18 protein-coding genes and 2 pseudogenes are annotated in these 19,685 nt (G+C 57.0%); 14 read left to right on the top strand and 6 right to left on the bottom strand.

Features of this window, described 5'->3' with window-relative positions; all coding sequences use genetic code 11:
- Positions 1 to 212 (top strand): annotated as a pseudogene (locus M7R55_RS06635) (hypothetical protein); the annotation flags it as partial.
- A 174-nt stretch (positions 213 to 386) separates the two neighbouring features.
- Positions 387 to 707: a helix-turn-helix domain-containing protein gene (locus tag M7R55_RS06630; protein ID WP_298219590.1), complete on the top strand. Its 321-nt coding sequence runs from the start codon at positions 387 to 389 to the stop codon at positions 705 to 707.
- Positions 708 to 791: 84 nt separating this feature from the next.
- Here the strand turns inward: M7R55_RS06630 and M7R55_RS06625 are convergent, their stop codons facing one another.
- Positions 792 to 1,541: a ThiF family adenylyltransferase gene (locus M7R55_RS06625; protein ID WP_298219588.1), complete on the bottom strand. Its 750-nt coding sequence runs from the start codon at positions 1,539 to 1,541 to the stop codon at positions 792 to 794.
- 164 nt (positions 1,542 to 1,705) lie between these two features.
- Here M7R55_RS06625 and M7R55_RS06620 point away from each other — a divergent pair, with 164 nt between their 5' ends.
- Together M7R55_RS06620 and M7R55_RS06615 are read left to right on the top strand one after the other, a co-directional pair.
- Complete coding sequence (locus tag M7R55_RS06620) at positions 1,706 to 4,966, top strand: EAL domain-containing protein (RefSeq protein WP_298219586.1); 3,261 nt, start codon at positions 1,706 to 1,708, stop codon at positions 4,964 to 4,966.
- Between the two features lie 8 nt (positions 4,967 to 4,974).
- Positions 4,975 to 6,234, top strand: a complete 1,260-nt coding sequence (locus M7R55_RS06615; RefSeq protein WP_298219584.1) for a multifunctional CCA addition/repair protein — start codon at positions 4,975 to 4,977, stop codon at positions 6,232 to 6,234.
- Between the two features lie 448 nt (positions 6,235 to 6,682).
- Here the strand turns inward: M7R55_RS06615 and M7R55_RS06610 are convergent, their stop codons facing one another.
- From M7R55_RS06610 to ampD, 3 genes are all read right to left on the bottom strand, one after another.
- Positions 6,683 to 7,288 carry a histidine phosphatase family protein gene (locus M7R55_RS06610; RefSeq protein ID WP_298219582.1) on the bottom strand — a complete coding sequence of 202 codons (606 nt, stop codon included), beginning with the start codon at positions 7,286 to 7,288 and terminating at the stop codon, positions 6,683 to 6,685.
- On the bottom strand, positions 7,288 to 8,175 hold the full coding sequence (gene ampE, locus M7R55_RS06605; RefSeq protein ID WP_298219579.1) for a regulatory signaling modulator protein AmpE: 888 nt from the start codon (positions 8,173 to 8,175) through the stop codon (positions 7,288 to 7,290). The genes M7R55_RS06610 and ampE overlap by 1 nt, the downstream gene beginning before the upstream one ends.
- 64 nt (positions 8,176 to 8,239) lie before the next feature.
- Entirely contained in the window at positions 8,240 to 8,800 is a 561-nt protein-coding gene (ampD, locus tag M7R55_RS06600; RefSeq protein ID WP_298219577.1) for a 1,6-anhydro-N-acetylmuramyl-L-alanine amidase AmpD, read from the bottom strand.
- Positions 8,801 to 8,978: 178 nt separating this feature from the next.
- Between ampD and M7R55_RS06595 the strand changes: the two genes are divergently transcribed.
- The 4 genes from M7R55_RS06595 to M7R55_RS06580 all read left to right on the top strand — a co-directional run bounded on the left by M7R55_RS06595 (position 8,979) and on the right by M7R55_RS06580 (position 11,839).
- Positions 8,979 to 9,575, top strand: a complete 597-nt coding sequence (locus M7R55_RS06595) for a TetR/AcrR family transcriptional regulator (protein ID WP_298219575.1) — start codon at positions 8,979 to 8,981, stop codon at positions 9,573 to 9,575.
- Between the two features lie 281 nt (positions 9,576 to 9,856).
- A complete protein-coding gene (locus M7R55_RS06590; RefSeq protein WP_298219573.1) occupies positions 9,857 to 10,390 on the top strand; it encodes a hypothetical protein in 534 nt (177 codons plus the stop codon).
- Between the two features lie 88 nt (positions 10,391 to 10,478).
- On the top strand, positions 10,479 to 11,387 hold the full coding sequence (locus M7R55_RS06585; protein ID WP_298219571.1) for a DMT family transporter: 909 nt from the start codon (positions 10,479 to 10,481) through the stop codon (positions 11,385 to 11,387).
- A 56-nt stretch (positions 11,388 to 11,443) separates the two neighbouring features.
- Positions 11,444 to 11,839 (top strand): carboxymuconolactone decarboxylase family protein, encoded by a 396-nt coding sequence (locus M7R55_RS06580; RefSeq protein WP_298219569.1) that lies wholly within the window; start codon positions 11,444 to 11,446, stop codon positions 11,837 to 11,839.
- Between the two features lie 36 nt (positions 11,840 to 11,875).
- On the opposite strand, the gene M7R55_RS06575 is transcribed toward M7R55_RS06580, so the two are convergent.
- Positions 11,876 to 12,403, bottom strand: coding sequence for a CinA family protein (locus tag M7R55_RS06575; protein WP_298219567.1), 528 nt, complete (start codon positions 12,401 to 12,403; stop codon positions 11,876 to 11,878).
- A 256-nt stretch (positions 12,404 to 12,659) separates the two neighbouring features.
- On the bottom strand, positions 12,660 to 13,094 hold the full coding sequence (merR, locus tag M7R55_RS06570) for an Hg(II)-responsive transcriptional regulator (RefSeq protein WP_298219565.1): 435 nt from the start codon (positions 13,092 to 13,094) through the stop codon (positions 12,660 to 12,662).
- Between the two features lie 72 nt (positions 13,095 to 13,166).
- Between merR and merT the strand changes: the two genes are divergently transcribed.
- The 6 genes and pseudogenes from merT (at position 13,167) to mutS (ending at position 19,543) form a co-directional block, all read left to right on the top strand.
- Positions 13,167 to 13,523, top strand: a complete 357-nt coding sequence (merT, locus tag M7R55_RS06565) for a mercuric ion transporter MerT (protein ID WP_298219564.1) — start codon at positions 13,167 to 13,169, stop codon at positions 13,521 to 13,523.
- A gap of 23 nt (positions 13,524 to 13,546) precedes the next feature.
- Complete coding sequence (gene merP, locus M7R55_RS06560; RefSeq protein WP_298219594.1) at positions 13,547 to 13,852, top strand: mercury resistance system periplasmic binding protein MerP; 306 nt, start codon at positions 13,547 to 13,549, stop codon at positions 13,850 to 13,852.
- A complete protein-coding gene (gene merA / locus M7R55_RS06555; protein ID WP_298219563.1) occupies positions 13,849 to 15,486 on the top strand; it encodes a mercury(II) reductase in 1,638 nt (545 codons plus the stop codon). Before merP ends, merA begins: the two co-directional genes overlap by 4 nt.
- A gap of 181 nt (positions 15,487 to 15,667) precedes the next feature.
- A pseudogene (locus M7R55_RS06550) lies at positions 15,668 to 15,884 on the top strand (IS3 family transposase); the annotation flags it as partial.
- A 331-nt stretch (positions 15,885 to 16,215) separates the two neighbouring features.
- Positions 16,216 to 16,458 carry a hypothetical protein gene (locus M7R55_RS06545; protein ID WP_298219561.1) on the top strand — a complete coding sequence of 81 codons (243 nt, stop codon included), beginning with the start codon at positions 16,216 to 16,218 and terminating at the stop codon, positions 16,456 to 16,458.
- A 460-nt stretch (positions 16,459 to 16,918) separates the two neighbouring features.
- Positions 16,919 to 19,543, top strand: coding sequence for a DNA mismatch repair protein MutS (gene mutS / locus M7R55_RS06540; protein WP_298219592.1), 2,625 nt, complete (start codon positions 16,919 to 16,921; stop codon positions 19,541 to 19,543).
- The last annotated feature ends 142 nt before the right edge of the window (positions 19,544 to 19,685 follow it).

Here is a 19,685-nt window from a genome sequence, read left to right as displayed (position 1 = left end):
AACAATTTGAAAAAATCTATCAACATTATGGCGACTCATTAGGAATTCGCATCATCCGAAAGCATCTGGGCTGGTATGCTTCGTCCCTTGATTTGGGTGAAGAAGATCGAGCTGTGTTCAACCGCTTCGAACACCCACAACAGCAACGCCAATGGTTAGCGCAGCACGCTAAGGAATCTTTGCACGAATCCATCCGTGGCTTCGTGGGCTAGCGCCAGGTTCGCGTTCAGATACGCTCAGGCCGTTACACGCCCGGCCCGAGCTGCGCATTTCAATGACTTACGTCATTGAGCGGCAGGGCATCCATGCCCTGCACGGGAAGGTCTGCATTTGTGCAGACCTTCCCTAACAGATAACCTCTCTTACTCGGCTGAACAAATCCGCTTATGAATGCAAAACCACCCTCGGAAGAAATCCCCCTAGCCAACGGCCACTGGCAGTGTCTGAACACGGATGAAGCTCATGGGGACAACCCCGTTCAGCAGGCCGTGCGTGCAGCGCTTGATGCCCTGTGGGAAACGTTGGAAGGTGACCAGCCAAGCAATCTCTATGACCTCGTCATCGCGCAGATCGAACGCCCCTTGCTGGAAACGGCGATGATGCGCTGCGATCAAAACCAGTCCCGCGCGGCCGAATGCCTCGGCATCAATCGCAGCACCCTGCGCAAGAAACTCAAACAGCATCAATTACTGCCCGGCGAGGGCTAAAACCGGGCAAAGGCGCCTTAAAGAAGGGCGCTTCGAAAACTCAGGGCTTCCTTGGCACAAGGATGTGAGTAGCCCAGGATGCACTTATTCAGCCGCGCCTGAACTGCCTGCCCGTACTAATAATCGTCGAATAATCTCCCCGGCCACAATGTGACCGAAAATATTCGGCATATAACTGATCGTGCCATTGACGGCTCTCGAGCGAATGCCGGTGTCTGTGGGTACATGCGGGGCTGGTTTGCTTGGCAGTTCGGTGGAGTACACGACCGGGATATCCAGTGTGCAATCGAGTCGGCGAAGGCGCGTGCGCAGCACACGCGCAAGGCCACAACCCTGCACTTCAGCCAGTGTGCCGACCCGCACGGCACGCGGGTCGATGCGGTTGCCAGCGCCCAGCGCCGTCATGGTCATAATGCCCCGTGCCCGGGCTTCGGCCAACAATACCGCTTTCACGCCAATCGAATCGATGCAGTCGGCAATCGCGTCCATGGGGTGCTGTTCCAGCAATTCGACCACGCCGGATTCTTGCAGGAAATAAGGCAAAGGCACGGTGGTGATGTCGTTACGGATCGATGCGAAGCGCGCTACGGCGACCTTGGCCTTGCTTTCCCCAATCACCGCTTCGGTGGAGAGCATTTGCCGGTTGAGGTTCGAACGGCCGAATTTGTCGTGATCCAGCAGGTACACCGTGCCCACACCGGCCCGCACGAGCGATTCGGCGCATGCGCCGCCCACACCACCCAAACCGGCGACCAGAACCCGTGCCCGACAAAGCACTTCCAATCCGTTTTCGCCAATCAGCAATTCAGTGCGCTCTTCCAATCGTTCAGACATCACTATCATTCCAGTCTAAAGAACCTCATTATGCGCAAAATTCGCCCATTTCGCCGTGCAGCAACTAGAATCATCTGCATGGCTTTTATTCATGGTCTTGATTAAGCTTCATCCATGAATATTTTTTACCCAATACAGGCTCAATCACGGATTTTCACAGCGCGATGACAGCCCACCCAACCAACAATCATGACGGGCCACAACTCGATGACTCAGCAGCCGTGCAGCCTCTAGTCGAGCAGATGGAACGCCAGCAGGCTTTATTGCAATCCTTGCTTGGGCAGATCGACATTCTCATCTCTGCCGCCGACGAGCATGAGCTGCTGGATGTCGTCTGTACGCAATTATTGGCTTCCGGTTTGTTTGTCGGGGCTTGGCTCGGTCAAGCGGCATCACCCAAGGCAAATGACTTTACGGTAATCGCGGCGGGCAGTAATGGGCAAACCATTCTGGATGGGCTCTCGCAAGAGCAACGATCGCTGTTGAGTACTTTTCTGGCACGCGCCCAGTTTCAGGATCAAGTATTCATTGAGGAATCTGATCACACCGAACTCACCGAAGCCTGGCGTCCGTTCGCGCCAGATGATGCACATCTGAGCATATTTTTCATTCCTGTCTTTCGCAATGAATTGCCCTGGGCCGTCCTGGTGGTGGTTCATAGTCACAATCAGGCTTTGGACCGTCTCGTGAGCGGCACCCTGACTCGCATGGGCGAATTAATCGACACGGCTCTGGGCCAACTGGATTTGCGCAAACAGCTGAGCGAAGAATACGAACGCACCGCCTATTTGGCCTACCACGACGCGCTGACTTCGTTGGCGAACCGCCGTTTTCTCGACGAAGAGCTACCCAAGGCGATGGCACGCGCCGGGCGACATGACCAGTCACTCGCGATTGTGATGCTGGATATCGATGATTTCAAACCAATCAACGACGAATATGGTCATGCCGTCGGCGATGAACTGCTCGTCTGCTTCGCCAAACGTTTGCACAAAACCCTGCGGTCTTCGGATTTGGCCGTTCGCCAGGGCGGCGATGAATTTATTTTGCTCATTGAAGGCATCAACTCCAAAAATGAGCTGACACAGGGGTTTCAGCGCATTCAGGAAAGTCTGGACAAACCCTATGAACTGCCCAAAGGCAAAACCCGCGTTCGGTTCAGTATGGGAATCACCGTGTTCCCGGAAGATAATTCACCCCCCGATCTGTTGATTCGACATGCCGATGCGGCGCTCTATGCCAGCAAAGATCGTAAATACGAAAGGGATAACCCCTGGCTATTCTGGCACGAGCTGAGTAGTAACAACCAACCCACTTCAGGCGAACTGTTTGATCGCACCCCGGCCTACGGGGCCGAGGCGGCCGCCTTGATCGGTAAAGTGTCGGCTGAAATAACACAGTTGACCGAAGGCTTTGTGGATCGGTTTTACCGGGAACTGACCGCCGTAGATGGTGATTCGGCAAAAATCATCTCCTGGCTCAGTGCAGAGGAATATGAACATTTGCGTTCAAGGCAAACCGAGCATCTTGTATTTCTTCTCTCGGCTGATCTCACCGAAAAAGCCCACCGCGACAGGGCGCGTACGGTCGGCGAGATTCACGCCTTCATTGGCGTCTCGGCAAGCAGCCTCGTGCGTGCCATTACCGTATATATGCATCAATTCGATCTTGCTTCGCTTAAATTCCAGCTGGGCCGAAGGGATTTCAATAACTTAGAATCGATCATCACCAGCCGTCTGAGCGTCGAGCTCTCTGAAGAACTCGAAGCCGAAGAACAGGTAAGCGCACAATTTCAGGCGGGACTCAACGCTATCGATGCCTTGAGCAGAGGCAACACATCGTGGCAAAACTTCAACGAGCAACTGCTTGATATTCTCTGCGCGCTTCCGGCCATTAAAGCCGCCTGGATCGGCGCCCCGGATGAACAGGGTCAGTTCATCATTAATTTTGCCCACTACGAGGAAGAGCTCGAAAAGATGCTTGAAGCGTATCCTGACAAGATTGCGCCACCCAGCATTCTGACGCAGGAAACAGATAGGCGGGGATCGACTGGACTTGCCTTCGAAACCGGACAAGTTCAACGCATCAATAACTTTGCAACCAGCCCCAGCGCCGAAAAATGGCGGGCCGTGGCGCAACACACGGGCATTCGCAGTTCGGTGAGCATCCCTATTCTGGATGCACAACGCCGACCGGTCGCCGTGCTCACGCTCTACGGCGCTTATCCTGGCATGTTTGAAGCGCCACGCAGCGCCTCCTTCAGCCATCAGCTTGGTTTTATCGTCAGCCAGACCTGGGGCCAACTTGATCAGGATTCGAGCGCCAACGTCTCCATTCATGAAATCGACTTATGGCGTGAAGCCCTTTATGGCGACGGCCTGCGCTTCGTCTACCAACCGATCATTGACCTGAACACCGGTCAACTCAAAAAAGTAGAGGCGCTCGCTCGACTGGATTTACCCGATGGCCGCACCATCATGCCCGGTCAGTTCATTTCCCGTCTCAATGAACGCCAGATCATTTACCTGTTCAAAAAAGGCCTTGAACTATGTTTACGGCAACTGAGCCTGTGGCATCAAAACAAGCACATAAACAGTGTGGGCTTGTCTCTTAATTTGCCCTTGGAAGCGTTACTGCATGAACAGTGCATTGCCTGGGTTCACGATGCGTTGACTCATGCCAATGTACCGGCCAGCCATTTATGGCTTGAGATATTGGAACACTCCGAAACTCAAGAACAAGAGTTCATGATCCAACAAATGCAAAAATTGCATGAACTTGGCGTGCATCTGTCCATGGATGATCTGGGCGCAGGTTACAACAGCCTGATCCGCCTGAACATGATGCCATTTGATGCCGTTAAGATCGACCAGGCGCTTATCCGCTCGGCGTATGACGATCCGCCTCGGATCATCAAATTCATCGGCGCCTTGATTCGAATGACACAACTTATTGATTTGGATGTTGTCGCAGAAGGCTTGGAGCACCCGGATCTCATCGAAGTCGCACGAATACTTGGCGCCGAGCAGGGACAGGGATATGGCATTGCTTTTCCAATGCCCCCTGCGGAGATTGAAATCTGGGTTAAAAACTACGGAGCCAATCAACCCAAGGGCTACCCAATAACACCCATGGGTGCCATGGCCGCGCATTTGCTGCTGACCGAAAATACAACCCAAAAGTGCGTCCATGTCTTGGATGGGAACGACCCTATCGCGTGCCCGGTACATCACTTTATCGAACAGAATGGTTTGATCGACAGCAAAATTGATCGTGCGCATCGAGCGATTCATACCACCAATCAAAAAAATCAGAAGCTCTACGCGAAGCGCGTAAATGAGTTTCAAGCGCTGTTTAGCACGTTGATCATCGAACCACCCCCCAAAATCGACAAGGGAAAAACCTTGTCGAATGACACTCAATGATGAATGCCATGCAAACACTCAACTGCCTGATCGTCGGTGGCGCTGTGCGTGATCAATTGCTGGGCCGCCCCGTCCATGATCGGGATTGGGTGGTGCTGGGCAACACGCCCGAGTCGATGCGTGCGCAGGGGTTTTTGCCGGTAGGTAACGATTTCCCGGTTTTTTTACATCCCGAAACCCGTGAGGAATATGCCCTCGCGCGCACCGAGCGTAAATCCGGGCGCGGCCACCAAGGGTTCACCTTCCACGCCGACCCCGACGTGACGCTCGATGACGATCTGCAACGACGCGATTTAACCATCAATGCCATGGCGCAAACTGCCGATGGCACACTGATTGATCCGTTCGATTTCAAACGTGATCTTGATGCCCGCATCTTGCGCCACATCGGCCCCGCTTTTGCCGAAGACCCCTTGCGCGTGTTGCGCGTCGCCCGCTTTGCCGCTCAACTGGCGCCCTTCGGCTTCACACTGGCACCCCAAACCCGTGACCTGATGCAGGCAATGACCGCCAATGGCGAGCTCAACGACCTGACCGCCGAACGGGTTTGGCAGGAAACCCAGAAGGCACTGGCCAGCCCCGCGCCCGCCCGTTATTTCGATATTCTTCGCGATGTCGGCGCGCTGGCCGTGCTGTTCCCGGAAGTCGACGCCCTGTTCGGCGTGCCGCAACCGGAGAAATACCACCCCGAAATCGACAGTGGCATTCACACCCTACTGGCGCTGACCGCCGCCGCCAAACTAACCGAAGATGTCGGCATTCGCTTCGCCGTGCTTTGTCACGATCTGGGCAAGGCACTGACGCCACCGGAAGAATGGCCGCGGCACATCGGCCATGAAGCCCGCGGCGTGGCCCCTGCCACCGCACTCTGCGAACGGTTACGCGTGCCCAAACCCATCAAGGAATTGGCGATTCTCGTCACCGCGCAACACGGTCGGGTGCACACATCAATGGAAATGCGCCCGGCTACTCTAGTGGATCTGATCGAGTCACTCGATGGATTAAGACGACCTGAACGGATGGAAGCGGTGCTGCTGGCCTGCCACGCCGATGCGCGTGGGCGTTTGGGCTCGGAAAACTGCGATTACCCGCAAGCCGACCGCGTCCGTGCGTCCGCTGAGGTGATCCGTTCGGTGTCGCCGGAAGCGTTTGTCGCTCATGGGTTGAAAGGGCTTGCCATCAAAAACGCCCTGCATCAGGCGCGGGTGCGGCTCTTGGCCGAGCAACTGTCGCGAGAAGCAGAGACGGATCAAAGAGCCTCTGATTGAATCCCGCTTGCCCAGCTAAGTGAGTAGGATCCGGCATGCCAGACAAACTTCGCACTCGCTGTGCGGGCTTACGCCAGTTCCGCATTATCCAGCGCCGTCCCTGACGGCGCTTGTCCCATCAAAGGAGATGGAGACCACGGCCTCACACCCTCACCCCGACCCTCTCCCATCAAGGGAGAGGGGGACACTTGGCTCACCCGCGTTGTGTGAAAGCGTTTCAGGAAAATGCTGCATGCCCATTTCGTCCCCTCTCCCCTTGTGGGAGAGGGTTAGGGTGAGGGGGAAGGATGCCCGTTTCGGACCCTCTCCCCTTGTGGGAGAGGGCTAGGGAGAGGGCTAGGGTGAGGGCCTGGGTGAGGGCCTGGGTGAGGCTATGCTGAGGAGTTAAAACCAATCTCAACGCCTTTCATTCCATCCTGCAAAACCAAGGATGGCCTGAGCGCCGCACTCAATCGTTCAGCAATTCCACCAAAAAAGGCTGCCCGTCGCGCCACCGAAGACGCAGCAGACATGCATATTCGGTATCGACATAATGCGTGGCGATCAGCTGGGCATTGAGCGCCCAGACCGCGGCCGCACGGATGACGACGGCATGGCCGATGATCAGGATTTTCCCGCCCGCTTCCTCAGCACTGGCGTGCTTCGCGAGTGCGGTGGTCACCCGTGAAAAAAAGGCATCCATGCCTTCTCCGCCCTCGGGCATTCCGTTGACGGGATCGGCCTTGTACGCCAGATAATCGGCCGTGAATTCTTCTTTGACTTCACGGTGACTCAGACCTTCCCAGCAGCCGAACCCCCGCTCGCGCAGGTTGGCATCGATCTCAAGCGGCAGCCCACGCTCGGCGGCAAGCTTTTCGGCAAATGCCCGGCAACGGATCAGCGGAGAGGAAACAATTTTCGTCCAGCTCGCCTTGCCCACCGACTCCTGCGCCGCCACACGATCTCGCATCTGCGCCCAACCCAGCTCACTTAACGGGTCATCAATCCGATCACCGCGATAACGTTTGCCACCAACCGGTTCGCCGTGGCGCATGAGGTCAATTTCCACCCGCATCAAAGCAACCAACCAGAAAGCGTGAGCATGGCAACGACACCCAAGCCGATTAAAAGCGACCGCAGAACAAGTGCTGAGGCATTTTTGTACCAGCGGGACTGATCGGCCAGGCAAGCTTCACCCTCAGCACAATCATCCTCGCGCTCGAGCTCCAAAGCCGCGTGGCCCACTCGTCCGACCAAAGCGGCATTTTTTTGCGCCAAGGACGCCTCGTTTTCATCCCCGCCATTGATCCAGGCATCGAGTCCGCGATTGAAACCACCCGCCAGCAACAACAGGACAGCATAGAGCCGAGCAACGGGCCAATCGAGCACGGCCTGCACCCGACCCGGCAGGTTCATCTCGCCCGATTCCGTTGACGTCGGCTGGGCCAGCCAATCGGAAAGTCGATAGAACACAGCGCCCGCCGGACCGAACACAACAAACCAGAACAACACGGCAAACCATTCCTGAAAACCAAGCGCAATGATTCTTTCGGCGAGTTGCTGGGTCGTGGCCGTTTCGGCATCCAGCGAGGTGCCTTCCGCCAGTTTGGTACGACAGTGCGCTGCCCCCGCCTCGTCTTCCTGCTCACAGGCTTCGTACAGGGCTGTCACCTGTTGATTTATCTGCCGTGGAGCCAGCAGGAGCAACAGTATGGCGATCGAAATCAGCAGATAGATCAGCAGACCGATGAGCGAGCTCCCCACCGACGACATGAACCAGGCAATCAGCAATGGGAACAGAATCCAGATCAGACCCAGTGTCAAAGGGGCACCGAGGGTTTTCGAGAGTCGATCACGAATGCTCAGTACCTGATTTTCGATGGCCCGGTCGGCCCGCACATCATCGAGCGTCGTCCAGAAGCGTTCCAGAACCATCACGACAATCAGGATCAACAGTTTCATAACGATGGCTCCGTGGGGAAAAAATCAGGTTAAAAACGTGGCTTTGCCAGCATTCGAGCGTGCATCAGGCAACACGAAGACCATCCGGCAGCCGCCCGGCCAGATGGCCCCAGTTGAACGCTGGCCCCGGGTCTGTCTTGCGGCCCGGCGCGATTTGCTCGTGCCCGCGCACGTCGGCGAGATCAGGATAGCGTTGTTTTAATGCCGCCAGCACTTCCAGCAACTGATCGTATTGCACCGAGGTGTATTGGTCGGTATCCGTGCCTTCAAGCTCGATGCCAATCGAATAATCGTTGCAGCGCTCCCGACCATTGAATTCCGACTCCCCCGCGTGCCAGGCCCGGCGCGTGAACGGCACGAACTGGATCATCGAACCATCCCGCCGGATAAACACATGTGCGGACACCTGAAGGTGGGCGATTTGTGCATAGTACGGGTGCTCATTCGGGTCCAGCGTTCCGGTGAACAACTGCTCAACGCCATCACCGCCATACCCACCCGGCGGCAGAGAAATACCGTGCACGACAACAAGCGAGATGGCCATATTCGACGGCCGATCATCGCAAAAAGGCGAACGGACATAACGCACGCCGCTTAATGTTTCGGTTTTGGGATCAACGATCATAATTGCCTCCTGACAAGCTGCTAGCGAATCCATTCAAATACACTCGTATTTTAACGCTTGCCATTCTACATCGCTTGATCTAATGTCAAATACAACATGCATACCGGTCGGTATGCTGATGGAAATCTGGATGGGAAAGTACGGCAATGCACAACCCAAAATATATTTGAGGCCCAATATGACGCCTGATCTGACGCGCGAGAAAATCCTGCAAGCGGCCGCGGCCGAAATTCATCGGCAGGGTTTTCAGGCGGCCAGCATCGCCCATATTCTGGCATCGACGGGGCTAACCAAAGGCGCGCTCTATCACCACTTTCCATCCAAGCAGGCCTTGGGGCTGGCGGTTGTGGATGAAGTCATCCGCAAGGGGCTTGAAGAACGTTTGCTCAATCCGCTGCGTGAAGCGAACGAGCCACTCGACACCCTGCTCGCGTATATGGATAACCGCATCCGCGAACTGACCGACGACGCCTTCGAACTCGGCTGTCCGCTGAACAATCTCGTGCAGGAAATGAGTCCTATCGATGAAGCGTTCAAAACGCATCTCGACCACATTCTGCATGCCTGGCAAGTCGTGATCGAGCAGGCGCTCAACAAGGGGCAGACGCAAAACCGGATTCGACAGGATGTGGATTGCAAAGCCGCGGCGCTGTTTATTGTTTCTGCCTGGGAGGGTTGTTGGGGAATGGCGAAGAACCGCCAATCCGCCCAGACGTTCCGGTCGTGCATGGCGCAATTGAGTCAATTTGTACTGAGCCTCGCGCCCGCCGCATGAAATCGGGCTGAGTGAAATCAATAACAGAAAATATAGTTAAGAGAATCCGAAAAGCTCCGATTGGGTTTTTCGAACGGTATCTGGGCGGGTGGCCATTGCAAGCCGCTCGACAGGTACATCGCGAACCAGACCGAACAAGGCTGACCAGTGCCCACCTAACTGTTCAGGCCGAGTCATTCAGGATTTGGGTACGCGATTTTTTGGGCGAATATACATACCGAACGGTCGGTATATTAAATATTTGTTTTCTTTGTTCAGGCTTTTTTTCAGGAGAGATCATCATGTCTTTGATTCAAATCACCCCACCAGAACAGGCAGAAGGTCAATTGGCCGAAACCTACCGCGAAATCCAGGATCTTTTCGGCATGGTGCCAAACGCCATGCAAATAGGCAGCGCCAGCCCGGAACTGCTCGACAGTCGCTGGCAAGCCACGCGCTATTTTCGCAGTCAACCCAACTTGGGAAGGGCATTGCAGGCTACTATTCGCCTGCTGGTTTCCGATGCCAACGATTGCGCCTATTGCGTGGACTTCAATGCCGCCATGCTCATCAACACCTGCGACCAGACTCCGGAGCAAGTCGCCGCGACACGGCAAGATCCGAGTCAGACACCGCTGTCCGCCAAAGACAAGGCGCTGTTGTTGTTCACGCTCAAATCCCTGCACACCCCCGCAGAAGTTAATGCCGAAGACGTCGCCGCCCTGCATGCGCTAGGCTGGACTGATCGCGATATGCTGGATGCAGTAACGCTCGCGGCCTATAACCGCGCGGTGGACATGATCCTCAACACCTTTAAGGTTGAACGGGATTTTTAATCTGCCCTGCTAAAAATCGGAGCAACGGTAGATAAGTCATCTTGTCTACCTCTATCAACTGTTGTGTCACCCTGTTCTGGAGAACACCATGAATCTTGCGGGCGTGTATGCCTTAATCATCTTGTCGACCTTCTTCTGGGGCGCGAATTTCGTGCTGGCCGGATTTGTCCTCAGCGATATTTCTCCGCAATGGTCCGCTGCGTTACGCTTTGGTCTGGCTGCGCTGATCCTGCTGGGCGTGGCCCTCAGCCAGAAAGCCCCTTTGTCCACGTTGATGCGTCAACACGGTGCCAGCTATTTCACGCTGGGTATCATCGGTGTGGCGGGGTTTAACCTGCTGTTTTTCTTCGCCCTGCAAACCACCAGTGCCGATAACGCAGCGCTGATCATGGCCACCAATCCCCTGCTGACCACCTTTCTGGCCTGGCTGATTCTCGGCGAGCATCCCGGCTGGCAACGCCTGATCGCCTTGCCGGTGGCGTTACTGGGCGTCACGGTGGTGATTTCCGATGGCAATCTCGCCCATCTGCGCGATTTGCATGTCATGACGGGCGACTGGCTGATGCTGGCCGCGAATCTGTGCTGGGCGTTTTACAATGTACTGAATCGCCGACTGATGCCCAAAACGGTCAGCCCGACCGTCAACACGGCACTGATCGTATCGGCGGGCGCGCTGGTTTTACTGGTCGTGGCCGGATTCAACCCGCAAGGGCTTCACCCGCTCTCGCTGCAAGCCGGCTTTGCCATGGCCGGGCTCGTCATCGGCGGCACCGTACTCGCCTACCTGCTCTGGAACACCGGCATCGCCCGTCTGGGCGCGGGCCGCACGGCCCTGTTCATGAACCTGATTCCGGTCTTCGCCATGCTGAGCGCCATCACCATCGGCACCTACCCCACGCCCATGCAGTTGCTGGGCGGCGCGATTGTGTTCAGTGGTTTGCTCATCAGCATGATCCCGTACCGGAAAAAACCGCCTGCCCTACTTGAAGCGGCCTGATCGTTTCGGACAAAATCGTGCCACTCATTCAAGCCCAAGATCACAGGAGCACAAACATGCCATCAGAACGAGCCGAACGCGGCATGGACATCTTGCGGCAGATCAACCCGCAGTCGGCGCAGGCGCTGTTTTCCGAGCTGGAATCCATCGCCCCGGATCTGAGCCGCTTCGTCACCGAATTTGCCTACGGCGACATCTATGCCCGCCCCGGCCTTGGCTTTCGCGAGCGCGAAATGATCACCGTGGCCGCCCTAACCGCTCAAGGCAATGCCGCACCGCAACTCAAATCCCATATTGTCGGTGCGTTGAATTCGGGCTGCACCGAACAGGAAATCATTGAAATCATGCTCCAGATGGCGGTGTACGCCGGGTTTCCCGCCGCCATAAACGGCATCATGGCTGCCAAAGAGGTCTTCGCTGCCCGAAAGGCAAACGAAACCGATCCCGCCTAAGCCCCACCTAAACCGATGGATTTATGTCGAATCGGGTCACGCCGGGCCTTGAGCGTGTGCGATCACTCCGTTTAAGGCGGCCAACACCGCCTGCTGACGAACGGAGGCCCGATCACCATCGAACTGGAATCGGGTCGCCCACGTGTCGCTGCTCTCGCCCGGTATTGATGAGTCGGCCCGAAACCGCCACGCAATCCAGACCGTACCCACCGGCTTTTCCACAGAGCCGCCACCCGGCCCCGCGATCCCGCTGATCGCAACCGAATAATGCGCGATGCTGTTCGCCAACACCCCGGCAGACATCGCCAACACGCACTCCCGACTCACCGCGCCGAATCGCTCGAATATCGACTCGGGCACGCCCAGCAGCCGGGTCTTGGCCGCATTACTGTACGTCACAAAGCCGCATTCGAACCAACCCGAGCTGCCCGCCACCTCGGTGATCGCCGCCGCCAACCCGCCGCCCGTGCAGGATTCGGCTACGCTGATCCACCGTTTTGCCGATCCAAGGAGCACACCCAATTCTGCGGACAAAGCCAACACGTTCACACTGGATTCATTCATTATCGTCACCCCTTGTCTCGCACATACGCGCCAACCGTCCACCCGCCCCGTGCCATAGCGTTTCAAGCGCTGTTTCTGACAGCGTAGATTTTGCAGCCCTTCTTTTCAAAGAGGATATTGTCCGCACCTTTTCGAACTGATGCGCCCACCTCTTTACAAAGGGAGTCGAACCAGCGCCCTTTTGAACAAGTGCGCCTCCCTTTGTAAAGGGGGAACGTGGGAGGCTTGGATGGTATTGCGTTTGTGCAGACCTTCCTTAAGAGATAGTTGGCTCCGTAACGCTTTCATCATCCTGTAATGCGGCAATCAGCGGGCACGAAACCGGGTTATGCCATGCATGGCAGGCAAGTACGAGCTCAGACAACACGGCTTCCATGTGCGCCAGGTCGGACATCTTCTCGCGCACGACCTTGAGCTTGTGCTCGGCCAGGCGTCTGGCTTCGTCGCAATGCGTGCCGTCCTCCAAGAGCAGCAGTTCGGCGATTTCGTCCAGGCTAAAGCCCAGCCGCTGGGCCGATTTCACGAATCGCACCCGTGCCACATCCGCCTCGCCGTAGCGGCGAATGCTGCCGTAAGGCTTGTCCGGCTCCGGCAACATGCCCTTGCGCTGATAGAACCGGATCGTCTCTACATTCACCCCGGCTGACTTGGCCAAGGCACCGATAGTCAGATTTTCAAAAAAAATTCCCATGCCGCTTGACTCCGTACTTAGGTACGGAAATAAGGTTACGCCGTTGGTTATTCATTTGAAAGGAGATGAATCATGTCACAACAGAAAACCGCTCGTTTACCGCTCATCGGCGGTGTCATCGCCGCCATCGGCGCCTCCCTGTGCTGTATTGGTCCGCTGGTTCTGGTCATGTTGGGTGTCAGCGGGGCATGGATCGGCAATCTCGCCGCGCTGGAACCATTTAGACCCTATTTTCTCGGGGCGGCGTTAGTTGCCTTGTTCTTTGCCTGGAAAAAAATCTATCGCGCGCCCGCGGCGGCAGCCTGCACGCCAGGTTCCTTGTGCGCCATGCCCCAGACCAACCGGATCTACAAGGTACTTTTCTGGGTCGTGGCTGTATTTGTCGTTCTGGCCATGACCTTTCCGTATATCGCCCCACTGTTCTATTAAATAGGAGTCATATCATGAAAACCATGATTTCGGCACAAGCCAAAAAAATCCTGCTTGCCACCGTTCTTATGTTTGCCTTCACCGACGCGGCTTTCGCCGCCCCCCGCACCGTCACCCTGTCCGTTCCCGGCATGTACTGCGCGGTTTGCCCGATCACGGTGAAAAAAGCGCTGGAAAAAGTCCCGGGGGTATCCCAGGTCAATGTCTCGTTCGAGAAAAAAGAAGCCGTCGTGACCTTCGATGATGCCAAAACCAATATCAAGGCGTTGGAAGATGCCACCTTCGATGCGGGTTATCCTTCCACTGTGCAAGAGGAAAAAGCCAAATGAATGACCAAACCCTCCATGTAACCGGCATGACCTGCGACCACTGCGCCGAATCCGTTAAAAAGGCTCTGCTTGCGGTTGACGGCGTGACGCGCGCGGACGTGTCGTATCCGGATGCCACTGCCCACGTGGAAGCGGCCGCGAGCACGCCCGTCGCCGCACTGCTCGATGCCGTACGCGCCAAGGGCTATCGCGCAGAAGTCGGCGCTCCGGCAAGCTGCGGCAGTGCGTGCGCTGCCAAAACCCAACTCAGTGTCGCCATTATCGGTACCGGCTCCGCCGCCTTCGCCGCCGCCATCCGCGCGGTCGAGGGTGGCGCGGATGTGACTGTGATCGAAGCCTCTACTATCGGCGGCACTTGCGTCAATGTCGGCTGCGTGCCCTCGAAGATTCTCATCCGCGCCGCCCAAGTGGCGCACCTGCAAGCAGGGCATCCGTTTGATGGTCTCGCCAAATGCAAGCCGATAATGGATCGCAAGACGCTGGTTGCCCAGCAACAGGCGCGGGTGGACGAACTGCGCCACGCAAAGTATGAAAGCATTCTGGAAAGCAATCCGGGCATCAGCCTGCTGCGTGGCTTCGCACGCTTCGACGATGCCAAGACGCTCGTTGTGCGCCGGGACGATGGCAGCGAGCAGCGTCTCACGCCCGACCGCATCCTGATCGCCACCGGGCGCTCGCCACAGATTCCGGACGTGCCAGGGCTCGCCGGGACGCCGTTCTGGACATCAACGGAGGCATTGGTCGCCGAGCACATGCCGACCAACCTGATCGTGTACGGCGGCTCGGTGGTCGCGCTGGAACTAGCGCAAGCGTATCTGCGCCTGGGTAGCCGCGTCACCCTCGTGGCACGCAAAACACTGCTGTCGAAGGACGATCCTGCCATTGGCGAGATGCTCAAAGAGGTACTGGAAAAAGAGGGTATGCGGGTTCTCACGGATACCAGCGTGACTGCCGTGCGCTTCGACGGCAAGGCATTTGAACTGGATACAGACACGGGCGGGCTCCGCGGCGACCGGCTGCTGATTGCCACCGGCCGCAAACCGAACACAGAAGCCCTAAATCTCACCCAGGCAGGCATCCAGACCGACGAGCACGGTGCTATCGTCGTGGACGATCACCTGCGCACATCCGTGCCGCATATCTATGCCGCCGGTGACTGCACCAACGCGCCGCAGTTTGTCTACGTAGCCGCCGCGGCGGGCACGCGCGCCGCCATCAACATGACCGGCGGCGACGTGACGCTGGATCTCTCCGTGGTGCCCGCCGTGGTATTCACCGACCCGCAGGTGGCCGCGGTTGGGCTCACCGAAGCGCAAGCAGCAAAAGTCGGCATGGAAACCGACAGCCGCACCCTGACGCTCGACAACGTGCCTCGCGCCTTGGCCAACTTCGACACCCACGGCTTTATCAAGCTGGTGGCCGACAAACACACCGGGCGTTTGCTCGGCGCACAGGTGTTGGCAGGCGAAGGCGGCGAGATTATCCAGACCGCGGCGCTGGCGATCCGTCATCGCATGACGGTCGCCGATCTGGCGGGGCAGTTATTCCCTTACCTCACCATGGTCGAAGGGCTGAAGCTCTGCGCCCAAACCTTTACCAAGAACGTGAAGCAGCTGTCCTGCTGCGCCGGGTGAGGAAGAGTAGGCCTGCGATGAGCAGCTACTCTGATAAAGTCTTTCTCCTCTCTTGGCCTGCAAGCCTGTGGCAAAATCGAAAAAAGCGCCTGGATTTGAGCATGCCTCAGATCGGCGCTTCTTTAAATCCCCCCTCGTTACCCCTTTTACAAAGAGGGAGGCGAGCTAGCCCGTAGGTTGAGACAACGCCTGTAGCGAAACCCCTGTTCGGCTCACTGAAGGTGGAGCGGTTGCACCGCCAGCGATTCATCACCCGCCACCACGCCAAGGATGAAACCCTCGCCTGGCGACTTTGGTACATTCAATCTCGATTGTATTCCAGCTTGAACTACTTAAGCCCAATGCAGTTCGAAGGACGCTGGCAGGCTGACCGGGTCAAAAAGGTCAGCTCAAGATGACGACGAATATGGGATACGCCAGTCGCAGGCAAGGTCATGTTTTAGCCACTGTGTTAGTAATTGCCGAATTGTAATGTGAGCTTATCAGGCTGGCATGATAGTTTTGTACAGGCTTTACTCACCCTGATTTCCATGGTCAATAATATGAAACAAAAAGCAATTCCGTATCGTTTGAGCCGTCAGGCGACCGCGCCTGTGAGAGTACTGCGCGCGGTGCTTTTGTGTATCGGCCCGATGTTTCTCACACCCGCACACGCCGATGGTGGGTTTTCTTTATATCTGGGCATCCCCGGGGTTGTCATCGTGCCCGATTATCCGCCCCCGTATGATCATGACTACGATCATCGCTGGCAAAGAGATGATGAGCATCGAGATTGGCGTCGAAATTATGAACACCGTGATTGGCATCGAAACGACGAACATCGTGATTGGCATCGAAACGATGAATACCGTGATTGGCATGGAGGAGATGATTGAGCGATTCCTGCAAACAGAGAAAAGTTTGGGATCTGCTAATCTGGCCGTTGATATGAGCATTCCCATGGCGATGGCTGTGTCTCAAAAATCAGAATAAATGCTACTACTGGCGTACAAAATGACCAGAGCAGGCTAAAAACAGATGATTTTGGTCCGCTTTTCTGTATTCATGGGAACAAGCCAAAAAAATGATGCCTGAATCTGGAATCAATCTCTTGTGGTCGATTTGTTCAGGCGCTCCTTAACGTCCAGATGGGCAATATCTGACACTCGTTTTTGTGTCAAATAATCATATACTTGGGTCTAGCAGCCTTACGTCTTGACACGCGCCCTTTCCCCGAGGGAATTTCAAGACGTAAGGCTGCGAGTGTTTTAAACTTGCACAAATTGACGCAAAAAAACAGGGTATTAATGCCCAAGCTTTGGCTGGACAAGCCACCGAAGCGATGACAAAGCGGTGTATTCGCGGCCGCGCCACCGTCGTTGCCGAGGCTCCGAGTTTTAGACAAAACAGGCAAGAAGTGACTGATTCAAAAGACCTAAGCCAACACACCCCGATGATGCAGCAATTCTGGACGATGAAACAGGCGCACCCGGATGTGCTGCTGTTTTATCGCATGGGGGATTTTTATGAGCTGTTTTACGCCGATGCCGAGCGGGCGGCGCGCATTCTTGATTTGACGCTGACGTCGCGCGGGCAGTCGGCGGGTGAGCCGATTCCGATGGCGGGTGTGCCGGTTCATGCCTATGAGAGTTACCTGGCGCGGTTGATTCGGGCGGGCGAGTCGGTGGCGATTTGCGAGCAGATCGGTGAAACCAAGACCAAAGGCCCGATGGAGCGTGCGGTGGTGCGGATCGTCACCCCCGGCACGGTCACCGACGATGCCCTGCTCGATCAGCGCGAAGGTAACCGTTTGGCGGCATTGGTGCCGCTGGCAACCACGCCGCCGGAATACGGGTTGGCGCATCTGGATCTGGCCGCGGGCGATTTTGTGCTGGTTCGACTCGATGAATCGGCGCTGACGGCCGAGCTGGCGCGGATCGATCCGCGTGAATTGCTCATGCCCGAATCGCTGGCCGAGGCGACCGATACGGCGGCAAAGATTGGCGTGGACCCCAAGCGTTGGCGCGCGCGTGCCGATTGGCAGTTTGATGCCAAACGCGGGCAGGCGGCCTTGCTCAAACACTGGCAGATTCACGATCTTAAAAGTTTCGGCATAACCGAAAGCCATCAACCGGCGCTGGGTGCCGCCGCCATTCTGCTGACCTATGTGAATGAGACTCAGCGCAGCGCCGTGCCGCACATCGAGCGCCTGCGGGTGGAGCATCCGGACGATGCCTTGCTGATCGACCGCAACACCCGCCGCCACTTGGAACTGTTCAGCACAAACCAAGAAGGAAGCCACGATGACGGCCGTTCGGCAGCCACGCTGATCAACCTGCTGGACGAGACGGTGACCGCGCACGGCTCGCGGCTGCTCAAGCACTGGCTGGGCCGCCCGCTGCGAGAGAGGGCCGTGTTGCGGCATCGGCAGCAGGCGATCGGCGAGCTGATCGAGCGCGGCATGATCGCTGCATTGCGCGAATCGCTGCGCGGCATCAACGATATCGAACGCATCACCACCCGCATCGTGATGGGCAGCGCCCGCCCACGCGATTTGTCCGGGCTGCGCGATGCGCTTGGCGTGCTGCCTGCGTTGCGCGCGCAACTTGCTCGACTTGATCTGCCCTTGTGGCAGGATCTGGCCGCACGGCTGACCGATCAACCCGCCCCGCGTGACTTGCTGACCCGCGCGCTGGTCGCCCAACCGCCCGTGTGGCTGCGCGATGGCGGGGTGATTGCCCCCGGCTTCGACACTGAACTCGACGAATTGCGACACCTTTCCGAACACGCCGACGACGCGCTGAATGCGCTCGAAGCCCAAGCGCGTCTGCAAAGCGGCATTCCGTCGCTGAAGATCGCCTATAACCGCGTGCAGGGTTTCTACTTTGAGGTCAGCCGGTTGCAGGCTGAGAAAATGCCGCCGCAGTTCATTCGCCGCCAGACGCTCAAGTCAGTTGAGCGCTACACGACCGAAGAACTGAAAACCTTCGAAGACCGCGTGCTGTCCGCCCGCGACCGCGCCCTGGCGCGCGAACAGTGGCTGTTTACCGAGTTGTTGCAAACGCTCTCGACGCACCAGAGCGCCCTGCGCCGCATGGCCGAAGCCATTGCCCAGGTCGATGTGCTGCACAGCCTGGCGCGGGTGGCCGAGCGCCATCGCTGGGTGGCCCCGGATCTCGGTAGCGAACCGGGCATCCACATCGAAGCGGGACGACATCCGGTGATTGAAGCCCTGAGTAAACTGACCTCGGGTCAACAAACCTCGGGGAGTCAGCCCTTCACGCCAAACGACAGCGAACTCACGCCAAACCGGCAACTGTTGATGATTACCGGCCCGAACATGGGCGGTAAATCGACCTATATGCGGCAAACGGCATTGATCGTGCTGCTGGCACACATCGGCGCGTTCGTGCCAGCCACACGCGCGCGCATCGGCCCGATTGACCGCATTTTCACCCGCATCGGCGCAGGCGACGATCTGGCCTCCGGCCGTTCGACCTTCATGGTCGAGATGACCGAAACCGCAGAAATTCTGCACACGGCGACCGAAAACTCACTGGTCTTGATCGATGAGATCGGTCGGGGTACGTCGACCTTCGATGGCCTGGCACTGGCTTGGGCCGTCGCCGAACACCTGATTCGCCGCAACCGCGCGCTCACGCTGTTCGCCACCCATTACTTCGAGCTGACCCAACTGGCCGAGCGCTTCGACACGGTGCGCAACGTGCATCTGGATGCGGTGACGCACAAGGACGATCTGATTTTTCTGCACAGCGTGAAGGAAGGCCCGGCCAGCCAGAGTTACGGCATCAAGGTCGCCGCGCTGGCCGGTTTGCCGCGGGAAACGATTCGCCGCGCACAGGCGTTGCTCAAACAGCTGGAACAGCAACATCCCGTGGGGGCGGCCACACCGCAGCTCGATTTGTTTGCCGCGCCAGAAGCAGCTGATGTGGTTCAGGAACCTGAGATTGAGCCGCATCCGTTGATTACCGCGCTGGAAAAACTCGACCCGGACACACTCACGCCGAAGCAGGCGTTGGATTTGATTTACGCCTGGCGCAATGAACTGGCGTCTTGAATCTTAAATCCCCCTCGTTCCCCCTTTTACAAAGGGGGAGCAACCGTGTTAAAAATCAAGCAATTTGAGCCACCCATGGCTGCATATTTTTCAACATGGCATTCATGATGGTGAGCAGTTTACGCATACAGGCAACGATGAC

Origin of the sequence: Halothiobacillus sp. (assembly GCF_027346185.1) — a bacterium.
GTDB lineage: Bacteria > Pseudomonadota > Gammaproteobacteria > Halothiobacillales > Halothiobacillaceae > Halothiobacillus.
Note: the sequence above shows the minus strand (reverse complement) of the source record. Positions and strands in the feature narration are given on the sequence as shown.